Annotated in this window: 9 protein-coding genes; 5 read left to right on the top strand and 4 right to left on the bottom strand. The window is 59.9% G+C overall.

The window, feature by feature from the left end; genetic code table 11:
- Positions 1-1537, bottom strand: a 1537-nt coding sequence (locus tag VK574_RS08935) for a glycoside hydrolase family 3 N-terminal domain-containing protein (protein WP_472799494.1), incomplete at its 3' end; no start/stop codon positions are given.
- A gap of 134 nt (positions 1538-1671) precedes the next feature.
- Between VK574_RS08935 and VK574_RS08930 the strand changes: the two genes are divergently transcribed.
- Together VK574_RS08930 and pyk are read left to right on the top strand one after the other, a co-directional pair.
- Positions 1672-2511: a YihY/virulence factor BrkB family protein gene (locus VK574_RS08930; protein WP_472799493.1), complete on the top strand. Its 840-nt coding sequence runs from the start codon at positions 1672-1674 to the stop codon at positions 2509-2511.
- A 171-nt stretch (positions 2512-2682) separates the two neighbouring features.
- A complete protein-coding gene (gene pyk, locus VK574_RS08925) occupies positions 2683-4293 on the top strand; it encodes a pyruvate kinase (RefSeq protein ID WP_472799492.1) in 1611 nt (536 codons plus the stop codon).
- A gap of 86 nt (positions 4294-4379) precedes the next feature.
- Here the strand turns inward: pyk and acnA are convergent, their stop codons facing one another.
- Positions 4380-7223 carry an aconitate hydratase AcnA gene (acnA, locus tag VK574_RS08920; protein ID WP_472799491.1) on the bottom strand — a complete coding sequence of 948 codons (2844 nt, stop codon included), beginning with the start codon at positions 7221-7223 and terminating at the stop codon, positions 4380-4382.
- 367 nt (positions 7224-7590) lie between these two features.
- On the opposite strand from acnA, the gene VK574_RS08915 reads away from it, so the two are divergent.
- Both VK574_RS08915 and VK574_RS08910 read left to right on the top strand, forming a co-directional pair.
- A complete protein-coding gene (locus VK574_RS08915; protein ID WP_472799490.1) occupies positions 7591-8694 on the top strand; it encodes an alpha/beta fold hydrolase in 1104 nt (367 codons plus the stop codon).
- A 129-nt stretch (positions 8695-8823) separates the two neighbouring features.
- Positions 8824-10233 (top strand): chloride channel protein, encoded by a 1410-nt coding sequence (locus tag VK574_RS08910; protein WP_472799489.1) that lies wholly within the window; start codon positions 8824-8826, stop codon positions 10231-10233.
- Between the two features lie 39 nt (positions 10234-10272).
- On the opposite strand, the gene VK574_RS08905 is transcribed toward VK574_RS08910, so the two are convergent.
- Both VK574_RS08905 and VK574_RS08900 read right to left on the bottom strand, forming a co-directional pair.
- A complete protein-coding gene (locus VK574_RS08905) occupies positions 10273-10521 on the bottom strand; it encodes a hypothetical protein (RefSeq protein WP_472799488.1) in 249 nt (82 codons plus the stop codon).
- A 187-nt stretch (positions 10522-10708) separates the two neighbouring features.
- Positions 10709-11860 carry an energy transducer TonB gene (locus VK574_RS08900; protein ID WP_472799487.1) on the bottom strand — a complete coding sequence of 384 codons (1152 nt, stop codon included), beginning with the start codon at positions 11858-11860 and terminating at the stop codon, positions 10709-10711.
- Positions 11861-12031: 171 nt separating this feature from the next.
- On the opposite strand from VK574_RS08900, the gene VK574_RS08895 reads away from it, so the two are divergent.
- A complete protein-coding gene (locus VK574_RS08895) occupies positions 12032-12646 on the top strand; it encodes a YqaA family protein (RefSeq protein ID WP_472799486.1) in 615 nt (204 codons plus the stop codon).
- The last annotated feature ends 5 nt before the right edge of the window (positions 12647-12651 follow it).

Genomic DNA, 12651 nt, shown 5'->3' with positions numbered 1-12651 from the left:
CCTTGCGCGCCGTTTCCACGGCCTCGGCGATGGCCTTGCTGTCATCCGGTAATGGCTGGTTGACACTCGACGCCGAGCCCGTGAACGTCACGCTGTTCAGAACATTCTCGTCTTCTCCTGAAAGCAGTCCGCAACCCGGCGCATACAGCAGCCTGTCTCCCAGCCGCTGACTCAGAGCCGACTTCAGCGTGATGACATCTTTTTTGTTTCCGGCCACCGTCCACGCGCCGAGCAAATCGAGAGCGTCATCGGCCATCGGCCCGATCAACGCAACGGTCTTCGCCTTCGCCGTCAGCGGCAGCAGAGCCCCCACGCCTTCCACCGGATCGTTCTTCAGCAGCACCATCGTCTCGTCGGCCACCTTGCGAGCGATCTGCCGCTTCTGCGCAGTCGGCGCGTACGCCGGACCTACTTCGGTGTACGGATGATCGAACAAGCCAAGCGCAAACTTCACGCGCAAAATCCGCCGCACCGCCTCATCCACCGCGCTCTCAGGAATCTTGCCGGCCCGGACCTGCGCGGCGATCACCGTGCCATAGAGATTGCCCTCCATATCCATGTCCGTGCCGGCTTCGAGGGCCTTGCGCGCCACCGTGGGTCCGTCGCCGATGGCATGATTCTTCAGTTCCCCGACCGCACCCCAGTCCGACACTACGAGACCATCGAAACGCCACTCCTTGCGCAGGACCTGGGTGAGGGTGAATGGATTAGCCGTCGCAGGAACGCCGTTAATTGAATTGAACGACGTCATCACCGTCGCCACACCCGCGTCGACCGCCGCCTGATACGGCTTCAAGTACACCTGGCGCAGCGTAAGTTCGCTCAAGTCGACTGCGTTGTAATCGCGACCGGCTATGGCCGCGCCGTATGCGGCAAAGTGTTTCACGCAAGCCGCCACTGAGTCTGGTTTCGACAGATCGCCCTGCTGGTATCCCTTCACCCATGCGCGCGCGAGCGCCGAACTCAAATAAGGATCTTCGCCGTTCGATTCGATGATCCGTCCCCAGCGAGGATCGCGCGCGATGTCCACCATCGGCGAGAAGACCCAGGCAATGCCATCGGCACGCGCCTCCTCCGCGGCGACGCGCGTCACCGTTTCCGCCGCCTCCGGATCCCAGCTTGCCGCTATCGCCAGTGGCACCGGGAACGTGGTGTGATGTCCGTGAATGACGTCGAGTCCGAAGAGAATGGGAATGTGCAGCCGCGACTTCTCCATTGCAATGTGTTGATAGCGGTTGGTGTTCTCGGCTCCCACCACGTTGAGCATCGACCCCAACTGGCCCTTGGTCACAAGTTCGTCGTACGTCAGTTTCGAGGCCGATGGACCGGTCGCGAATCCTGCCGCGTATTGCACCGTCTGCCCGATCTTCTCTTCGAGCGTCATCTGCTTCAGCAGGGATTCCACGCGGGAATTGATTTCCTTTGACGCCAATTGAGGATTGGGGGTGGCGCGATCCTGACCGGGCGCGGGAATTGCGCCGAGAGCGGCGAGCAGCACAAGAACAAATTCAACCGCGGTAGCGCTCAACTTCGTCATGTCCGGAAAATGATAAACCGTTTGAGCCGGACCAGTCAGGTATTGCTTTCGCTTGCCGTTATCTTGCCAAGAACCGGACGATTTGCACCCGTCGCAGGGAAACGTGAAATGCTCTACTCTTTGAAGGGACTCTGATGCGCCCGATTCTTCGCCATTTCCGGAAGGCAGTCTTCCTGGCTATCGAGCACGATGTGCTCAATACCGCCAAGGCCGCCGCATATTCCGGTATGTTGATGTTCTTTCCGGCATTCATCGTTCTCACCGCGCTGGTGGCCAAGGTACCCGAAGGCCCGACGGTCGTGGGCGAGATCCGCTGGGTCTCAGGGCAGATTCTTCCGGCGGATACCGTACGCGTACTGCTCTCCTCGATGCAGGAACGCAATCCGCACCCCGGGCGCCTCATCGTCTCGGGCATCACGCTCAGCATTTTTGCGGGGCTGGGCCTGATGCTGACCTTGATGGAGGGGTTTCGGCGCGCATATCGCCTTCCGCGAAGCGAATGGGACTTCTGGGAGCGACGTCTCAGGGCGCTGTTTCTCGTTCTCATTGTGCTCGTTCCACTCGCGCTGGCCACACTTCTGCTGGTATTTGGCCGTGCAATTGAACTCTGGATGGTCTTCAAAACCGGACACGATCTGCGCCACGTCGTTCTATTTTTCTGGCGGCTGGCGCGCTGGACACTCGCCTTCATCACCAGTCTCACGGTGCTTGGCACGCTTTACCACTTCGGAACCCGGCGCCGGGAGCACTGGCTGCACGTCATGCCCGGCGCCGTCGCCGCCAGCGCAGTCTGGTTTCCGGCAACGCTTGCCTTCGGCTGGTATGTCACTCGCATCGCCGACTACACCATCTTTTACGGGTCATTCGGCGCTGGCATTGCGACCCTTGTCTGGCTCTACATCACGTCATTCAGCGCCTTGCTTGGCGCCGAACTCAACGGTGTTCTCTTCCGCGAGCGCAACAAACGCCTTTAGCGGAACACAGTCATCGCTCAGATGCGGTCGTTGATGCTTCGCACCGAGTGAAATGCCGCCGCGTCTGCGCAATTGCCCGCAGGATTCTGAGAACAGCTGACTTTGTATAATGAAGGGAACCGCACTCCTATTTCCCCTGTTCCTCTTACCTAATTTTTTTGGAGTCATACCATGCCGTTCGCCGATACGAACCAGAACGCCAATCCTGTCCAGCGCCGTGCCAAGATCGTTGCCACCCTCGGTCCCGCGTCGAACACCGAGCCGGTTTTTCGCGATCTCGTCCGTGCAGGAATTGATGTTGTGCGTCTGAACTTCTCGCACGGCACTCATGAAGAAAAACTTGCGCTCATCCAGATGATTCGCAAAGTCAGCCGCGAAGAGCGCAAGCCGCTTTGCATCCTCGGCGACCTGCAAGGTCCCAAGATTCGCACCTCCAAGCTCAAGGATCACCAGGCCGTACTACTCAAAGCGGGTCAACGGCTTACCATCACCCCGCGCGATGTTCCCGGCACCGCCTCGCTGATCGGAACGACCTTCAAAACACTGGCCGAAAATGTGGAGCAGGGCTCGCATATTCTGCTGTCTGACGGGTTGATTGAACTCCGTGTTCACGAGGTCATTGGCGCCGATGTGGTTTGCGAAGTTATCAACGGCGGCATGCTCGGCGAAAACAAGGGCATCAACCTGCCGGGTATTCCTGTGCGTGTCCCCTCGCTCACTGAAAAAGATTCTCTGGACCTCGAGTTCGCTCTAAAGAATGGCGTGGATGCCATTGCTGTCTCCTTTGTCCGGACCGCGGAAGACGTTCGCCTGGTGCGCAATCGCGTCTCTGCATACGGAAGCGAAACCTGGATCATCGCCAAGCTCGAAAAGCCGCAGGCCATCGAGCATCTCGACAGCATTCTGCAGGCCGCTGATGGCATCATGGTGGCTCGCGGCGATCTCGGCGTCGAGGTTCCCCCGGAAAAGGTTCCCGCGATTCAGAAGCACATCATCCGCCGCGCATCCGAGTACTTCAAGCCGGTGATCACCGCGACGCAGATGCTGGAATCGATGATCGAAAATCCGCGGCCCACGCGCGCCGAAGTTTCCGACGTGGCCAACGCCGTCTACGACGGCACCGACGCCGTCATGCTTTCCGGCGAATCGGCGGTTGGCAAGTATCCCATCGAAGCTGTCGCCATGATGGGCCGCATCGTGAGCGAAGCGGAGCGCCACATCAGGGAAGATCACCTGAACGAGCCGCTGCTTCGCCAGACGCATCTCTCCATCGCCGAGACCATCTGCGAAGCCACCGCACACGCGGCCGATGATCTCGATTTGCGCGGCATCGCGCTCTTCACCGAGTCTGGCGCGACGGCGCGTCAACTCTCGAAGTACCACCCCACCGCGCCGATCTTCGCGCTCAGCCCTGTCGACATCACGATCAACCGCCTCAATCTGCTGTGGGGCACAACTCCGATTCGGTGCCCCAAGGTCAACTCGACCGAAGCGCTGGTCGACGTGGCCGAAAGCCTGCTGGAGCAGCATGGCTATGTGCGCAATCGCGAGGTGATTGCGATCGTCGCCGGCACACGCACCAAGTCCGGCTCAACCAACTTCCTGCGCCTGCACGTTCTGGGCGAGCACAACCAGGAAGGCGTCCGCTTCTTCGCCCCGCATGAAGATGAACCGGCACGTGATGTGGCCTCGCGCGCGGATCAGCCGAAGGCAAGACGCCGCAAGTCGCAACCGGTCCGCCAGTACCCCTCGCCGAATCCGCCAAAGATTTCAAATCCGTAACAGCGCCGTTTTGGCTTTGAGGGGTTCGTGCTTTCCCACCCATTCGACCAAAATCTGTCGAATGGATGGGGCACCCTAGGTTCCAGTTACTTCGTTGCTAACTGCCGCAGCACGTAGAGCAGAATCCCGCCGTGCTCGTAATACTCGATCTCCTGCGGCGTATCGATCCGCACCTTCGCATTGAGCTCCTTCACGCTCCCGTCCGCAGCCTTAGCCTTCACCTTCAGCGTGCTTCCGGTTGCGAACTTCGATTTCAGCATGCCGGTGAATCCCGCAAAGTCGTACACCTCCTCGCCCGTGAGACCGAGCGATTCGACGCTCTGCCCCTCTTCAAACTGCAACGGCAAAATGCCCATGCCCACCAGGTTCGAACGGTGAATACGCTCGAAGCTCTCGGCGATCACTGCGCGCACACCCAGCAGGTTCGGCCCCTTCGCCGCCCAATCGCGCGACGAGCCGGATCCGTATTCCTTGCCGGCGAGGATGACAAGAGGCACCTTGCGCTCAGCGTATTTAACGCTGGCGTCGAAGATCGACATCTGCTCGCCTTCGGGCAAGAGCCGCGTGACACCGCCTTCTGTTCCCGGCGCAAGCTTGTTGCGCAGACGCACATTGGCGAATGTTCCGCGCACCATCACCTCGTGGTTGCCCCGGCGCGAACCGTACGAGTTGAAATCTGCCGGCTTCACACCGTGCTCGGCAAGATACTTCCCCGCCGGCCCGTTGGCCTTGATGGATCCAGCCGGTGAGATGTGGTCCGTGGTCACCGAATCGCCCAGCACGGCGAGCACGCGCGCGCCGAGAATATCTGTGACCGGCTCGGGCTGCTTTTTCATGCCGTCGAAGTACGGCGCCTGGCGAATGTAGGTGGAGTCCGGCTCCCACTTGTAGACGTCGCCGGTTGGGAAGCTAAGTCCCTGCCAGCTTGCGTCGCCATCGCTTACCGTCGCGTACTCCTTGCGGAATCCCTCGCTGCTCACGCCTTTTTCAATGGCCGCGGCAACTTCCTGCTGCGAGGGCCAGATGTCCCTGAGGTAGACCGGCTTGCCGCCTTGGTCCTTGCCGAGGGGCTCCGTGTCGAAGTTGTGCCCGATGCGACCGGCGAGAGCATAAGCAACCACGAGCGGCGGGCTCATCAGGTAGTTTGCACGCACATCCACATTTACACGACCCTCAAAGTTGCGATTGCCGCTGAGGACGCTCACCGCAACCAGCCCGTGCTCATCGATGGATTTCGAAACATCCGCAGGCAGCGGGCCGGAGTTGCCGATGCAGGTGGTGCATCCATAACCGACGACGTTGAAGCGCAGCTTCTCGAGATACGGCAGCAGACCCGATTTCTGGTAGTAGTCGGTGACTACACGTGATCCCGGCGCCAGCGACGTCTTGACCCACGGCGGAACGGTGAGCCCTTTCTCTACAGCTTTTTTTGCAAGGATGCCTGCGGCCATCATCACCGATGGATTCGAAGTATTGGTGCAGCTTGTAATTGCCGCAATCACTACTGATCCGTGATCGAGATATTTGTCGGGATCGACATTAAAGCGCTCTTTCACAGTTGTCGTGATTGGTCCGGTCTTGAATGTTTTGTTGGACGGAGCGGCATGTGCTACCGCCGAAGACGTTGCAGGCCCCTCGTTGTCCTCAGCGTCAACAGCGAGTGCGGTGTCATTGACAGCGGCAGGTTCCCACATGGCGGCGGTGCGCGCGCCCAGCGGCTTCGCGGTCGGTGCAAGCAGCGATGGCAATTGCTTTGCAAAGCTCTCCGCCGCATCTTTCAGCAGCACGCGATCCTGAGGTCGCTTCGGTCCCGCAACGCTCGGTTCCACGGCCGCAAGATCCAGTTCTAGAGTCTGCGTGTATTCGGCTTCCAGAGACTTCTCTGTGTGGAAGAGTCCCTGTTCCTTGTAGTAAGCCTCGACAAGAGCGATTTGTTCCTCGCTGCGGCCGGTGAGTTTCAGGTAGCGAAGCGTCTCTGCATCCACCGGGAAAATGCCGCAGGTCGCGCCATACTCCGGCGCCATGTTGCTGATGGTGGCGCGATCGGCCAACGGCAGCGCGGCGATGCCGGGTCCATAGAACTCCACGAACTTGCCGACGACACCGAGTTTGCGCAACGCCTGCGTCACGGTCAGCACCAGGTCGGTAGCCGTCGCGCCCTCGCGCAACTTGCCGGTCAACTTGAAGCCGACCACCTGCGGAACCAGCATGCTTACGGCCTGGCCGAGCATTGCCGCCTCGGCTTCGATTCCGCCCACACCCCAGCCCAGTACTCCGAGGCCATTGATCATCGTGGTGTGCGAATCTGTTCCCACCAGCGTGTCGGGATAGGCTTGCAGTTCGCCATTTACCTCTGTCGTGAAGACCACGCGCGCCAGATATTCGAGATTGACCTGGTGGCAGATGCCCATGCCGGGCGGCACGGCGCTGAAGTTGCGAAATGCTGTCTGACCCCATTTCAGGAAGGCGTAGCGTTCACGATTACGCTGGAACTCGAGCAGCGAGTTCGCTTCATACGCCCCCGGCGTGCCGAATTCATCTACCTGCACCGAATGATCAATTACGAGTTCCGCGGGCACCAGAGGATTGACGCGTTCCGGATCGCCGCCGAGCGTCTTGATGGCATCGCGCATCGCGCCGAGGTCGACGATTGCCGGGACGCCGGTGAAGTCCTGCATCAGCACACGCGCCGGCATATAGGCGATCTCGCGGCTCGGCTCTGCCTTGGCTTCCCACTTGGCCAGGAATTCAATGTCATCGGCAGTCACGTTGACACCGTCTTCGCGGCGCAGCAGGTTTTCGAGCAGAATCTTCAGGCTGAAGGGCAGGCGGCCCAGGTCGAATCCGCGCGCGCTCAATGCGGGCAGGCGGAAAATGGTGTACGCCTTGTTGCCGGATTTCAGAGTGGCACGGCTAATGAAGCTGTTCATCAGGGGGACCTTTCTATCCGCTGAGAGGCGGATGAGCTTGAGAATTCAATTTGCGGAATTTACGCCGCGACAATTCCCGCCGCGTGCTCGGAGCGGCACAGAGGGATAAAAACTGACGGGAATAGATTACTCAGCGGGAAGAGTTGCGTCCACGATCGGGGCGCCCACGGCGAAAGCGCTTGAGCAAGGGCGTCGATAAAATCCGGGCTGCGGCTCGGTTGAACATATCTGACACTCCGGATTTTACCGCGCTTGTGGTACCGCGGGAAAGACAAACCTCTGACCGCAATTCACGACGGTCTCAGCGGATTGCTTGCGAACTCTGCCATCAGCCGCTAGGCTCAATCCGTATCCACGGAGGTCATCGATGCGTCCATTCGCGGCCGGTATCGCTTTCGCCGCTTTGCTTCTCGCCTGCACCTGTGCCTTTTGTCAAACCAGTTCCCCGCCAACGTCTCCCGCCTCCCACTGGCCCGCGCAGGAGGGCAACGTTACTCTGCCCAACTTCCGCTTCGGAACCGGCGAGACACTCCCCGAACTCAAGCTGCACTACCTCACGCTCGGCACGCCGCATCGCAATGCCAACGGTCATGTGGACAATGCCATACTGTTGCTTCACGGCACTGGCGGCAACGCGCACTCGCTGCTCAACCCGATCTTTTCCGATGTTCTGTTTGTGCCCGGCGGTCTGCTCGATATCCAGAAATACTTCATCATTCTGCCCGACGATATCGGCCACGGCCAAAGCTCCAAGCCGTCTGACGGCATGCACATGCACTTTCCCGCGTATGACTACGACGACATGGTACGCAGTCAGCGCATGATGCTTGACCAGATGAAGGTAGATCATCTGCGGCTCATTCTTGGCACATCCATGGGCTGCATGCAGACGTTTGTGTGGGGCGAAACCTATCCTGGATTTTCTGACGCTCTCGCGCCCTTTGCCTGCCTGCCCGTGCAGATCGCCGGCCGCAATCGCATCATGCGCTACATGGGCATCCAGGGAATCAAGCTGGACCCCACTTGGAACAACGGCGACTACATCACGGAGCCGGCGGAAGGCCTGCGCCTCGCGGACACGATCATTCTTGTGATGGGTTCCGCTCCGCTCGTCATGCAGAATCAGGCGCCAACGCGCGAAGCTGCCGAGCAGTATGTCGATCGCTATCTTGCCCGTCCTGCGCCGGACGCGAACGACATGATCTATTACCTCAACGCCAGCCGCAATTACGATCCCAGTCCGCGCCTTGAGACCATCACCGACCCTGTTCTCTGGATCAACTCCGCCGACGACTACATCAATCCGCCCGAACTCGGAATTGCTGAGAAGATGGTGAAGCGCATGCCCCACGCACACTTCATCCTTATCCCCATCAGCGATCAGACGCGCGGACATGGCACGCACACAGCCGCCGCCGTCTGGAAGAACTATCTCGCGGAACTCATGCAGCAGACGGAACCCAAACCGTAATTCGGCTTTTCAAAAAATCAACGACTTCATCGCGAAGCGCAGCGAACTCCGCGCATCCCATGCGCTTCTATACTGGACAGTGCACGTCTCCCCATCGAGGTCCCCTGGGAATTGAGTGAAGGTAACTGGTTGCGAAGTCTTTTTTCGCGCACGCTGGCCTGGTTCACCCGACGCATGGCCAACGAACGCCAGCGTCTGCTCGTCGTCACCATCCTTGCGGGCGGGCTCTGCGGACTGGCAGCTGTCGCCTTCCATCTCTCGATCGGCTGGCTTGAGGCGCTGCTCATAAATCCCGCCAATCATGCGCCGGGCTATTGGTGGATTTTCCTGACAATCCTGGTGCCCGGTTTGGGTGGCCTGATTGTTGGCCTTGGCCTTACTTTCTGGGCACCAGCCGCCGCCGGCTCAGGCATCCCCCAGGTCAAGGTGGCTTTTGCACTTCGTTCCGGTCTCGTCTCGCTGCGAGAGACGGTCGGCAAATTTGTCCTCTGCGCGTTCCAGATCGGCTCCGGCGCCTCGCTTGGCCTAGAAGGCCCAACGGTGCAAATCTGCGCAGGCGTCAGCAGCCTGATGGCCCGCGCTGCTCGCCTCAGTCCGCAGAACTGTCGCCGCATGACCTCCGTCGGCATGGCTGCAGGCATTGCCGCTGCCTTCAACGCGCCCATCGCTGCCATAACGTTCACACTGGAAGAGCTGATCGGCGATCTCGATCAAACCATGCTTTCCGGCGTTATCGTCGCGGCAGCACTTGCGGCCGTCGTGGAACATTCCATTCTCGGTTCAAACCCGGTCTTCCATATGCCGCGCAGCTATACGCTAGGCGCCGCATCGTCGCTTATCTGGTATGCGCTTCTGGGCATCCTCGCGGCCATTGTTTCCATCACGTTCACCGACGGCCTGTTAAAGCTCCGCGCACTCTTCAAGCGCTGGACGGCCGTGCCTAAATGGATCCACCCGGCTATCGGTGGACTCGCAACAGGCGCGATGGCTGCCCTGGCGCTTTACCTGTTTCATCTCAATGGAATTGCCGGCGATCCCTATAAGACCCTTGAACTTGCTCTCACAGGGACGATGCCGTTGATGTTCATGGTTGCGTTCTGCGTGCTGAAGCTCGCGGCCACGATAAGCTCCTATTCGAGCGGTGGTTCAGGAGGCATCTTTGCGCCCTCGCTCTTTATGGGCGCAATGCTGGGAGGGTCAGTCGGCTATATCGACGTCACCGTCTTCCACCATCCGAAGGACGCGATTGGGGCCTTTGCGGTGGTTGGCATGGGTGCTGTGTTTGCCGGAATCGTTCGCGCGCCGATGACTTCAATCCTGATTGTGTTCGAGATGACGGGAGGTTACGGACTGGTGCTGCCCTTGATGATCGCCAACATGAGCGCATTCGTCCTGGCCCGGCACTGGCGTCCCATTCCCGTTTACGAGGCGCTGCTCATGCAGGACGGTATCGAACTGCCCCATGGGTCGCACCCTCTCGATCCGCCCCATGCTGCGCAGATCGACGCCGAAGAGCCAACCATGGATGCGACGGCCTAGTGTTACGCAAAGGCTGTGCAGTCATTGTTTAAGAGCGTCTTAGTTGAGTTTTTCGATTCCAGTCGCGTTTGCGGCATCTCTCGCGGGCTCTTCTGCGGCGGTGGCAGCAATCGAAGGCAGATCTGAGGGCGCAGGGGCGGGCTCAACTTCTTCCGTTGGGTTCAAGGCCTGCAGCGCTTCGAGCTCGGCGATGCGGTTCAGCAAAATCTGTTTCAGCTCGGCGACATCGCGCCCATCTGACGCGGGATCCTGCTCAAGCTTTTGCAGCGTGACACGAAGAGAATCCACAGTTTCTCGGGCAGAACGCACGGTCATGGACTGGGGGACACCTATCTTCAGTTTGATGCAATTTTCGCACTGAAGTGTGTCGCAGTCTGATTTTTTTGCGCGAAGCAAAAGGGTTTTTCAGGGGCATTTCCGTGTGAACACTGCGAAACCTGCCCTTGGGCAAAAGACCGCTGCAGCCCTTCCCGAATTAGTGCCCGGGTTCCATGTTGTACAGGAAAATAGCGCGCAACTCCAGGTATGGCCCGTGGAATTCTCTCGGCAAAGTCGGATAATTTGATCCGGTCAGCGCGCCCCAGGCGGCGCGGTCGAGGGCTGTATCGCCAGAGCGACCCTCCAGAACCATGCTGCCGTCCATGAGCCGCCCATTGGGCAGCACTTTAAAGCGAATCACTACCGCCCCTTTCTTGAGAATCGGCGGATTCACCTCTTCCGGAATCAGCGGGTCCCACGTGCGTTCCGTCTCACGATGCCAGCGCAGCAGCCACGAACTAAAGTCGACTCCCTGCTGGTCTGAGAGAATCTGCACGCCTCCCGAGCCCGCGCCCGGATGCATCGGCAGCGCTCCACCGGTGCCCGGATTTGTGGTGGCGCCTGGCCCGGAGCGCGCCCCGCGCATCGCCTGCTGCAACTGGTCCGCGGGGTTCGACGAGCCCATGGCAAAGTTTGGCTTCGCTGGAACAGCTTGCGGACGAGGAGTCTCAGTAGGTTGAGGAGCGGGTTCGACCTTTGGAGTGGGGGTCGTCAAGGACGGCTGCTCTGTGGGCGTTGTCGGCGGAGGCTCGGTTATGGGAGGCGGCGGGGTGGGCTTTTTCAGTGCCTCAAGGGTCTTTTTGTCCACGTGCTGCTGCTGCTCCGGCACCGGTTTTACCTGCACTTTGGGCTGCAGCTTCCTGATCAGGTCCGGGGGCAAGTCCAAATAAGTCAGGTCCTTGCGCTGCTTGATCGCGTCAAATGGGTCGATCACGGGCGCGACGTGGAAGATATAGCGCGGAATCCATGTGATTGCGGAGAGCAGCAAAATGTGAATCAGCACGGCGATCCAGATGCCTTCACGCAGCCGCGCCCAGCGCCGCTCGTCTTCGAGCTCGCTGATCACCTGCAGCAGTTCGTGGGTGTCGTAGTCTACCCAGCGCGAAGTGGCCGCGCCGCGACGGATCGCACGCCGGCCGCCCTCGTCGGTCTCAGCGGATTCTTCGTCGGCTGACGCGCCATCTTGCTGATACGGCACATCTAACGCCGGAAAAGCCAGATTCAGCGGACCGGTGCTGGCCCTTTTCGGGGTGATTGCCACGGGCTCGTCGGGCTCTTGCGCGGTGTGTTTTGCTTCACTGGTCGGCATGCATGCGGGCTGCGGCTGCCGCGGGTGCGTACGCCGGGCCAGCTCTGCTTCGAGTCCTTGTTTTTCTATTCTCTCACTCCCGGGGTTCGCAGCCAATCACGCACGCGAAGAACCCCGGACCGTACAATTGATCTTTCTGAATGGACGTTTTAGAGGTCGAAAGGGACGTTTTTGAAGCATTTTTTTCAGACAGTTTGGCTCAAATGGACGCTGGTAATCCTTCCCGTGCTCATCAAGTGGGGAATCCTGGGCGCCGGGGCGGTGGCGTTGCTCGATTCCTCCACGATTCCCGTCCCGATGGATGCGCTTATCGCCGTCTGGGTGTGGAAGGATCAGGGTCATTTCTGGGCCTACTGTTTGATGGCGGCCTTCGGTTCAGCGATTGGCGGGCTACTGCCGTATGGCCTCGGCCGGGCCGGCGGCGAACTGTTCATCCTCAAGCGCGTTAACCGCGAGCGCTACGAACGCATGAAACTGCGCTTCGAAAAGCAGGAGTTCCTCGCCATGGCCATCCCCTCGGCCCTCCCCCCCCCCACCCCCTGGAAGGCCTTCGTCTTCGCCGCCGGGGTATTCGAAATGCGGGTAGTCCCGTTCATGCTGGCGGTCTTTACCGGCAGGCTGGTGCGCTGGCTGGTGCTTTCGCTTCTGGTGATCAAGCTCGGGCCGGGCGCGTTGGGGATCGTGCAGCACCATTCCCTGACGGGACTGCTGGTGGTGTTGGGGTTGGCCGTTATCGGATTCGGGATTTGGTGGATGCGCAAGCGGCGAACGGGAGAGCTGCGGTAAGGTAA

Source organism: Occallatibacter sp., from assembly GCF_035317045.1.
Taxonomy (GTDB): domain Bacteria; phylum Acidobacteriota; class Terriglobia; order Terriglobales; family Acidobacteriaceae; genus Telmatobacter.
Note: the sequence above shows the minus strand (reverse complement) of the source record. Positions and strands in the feature narration are given on the sequence as shown.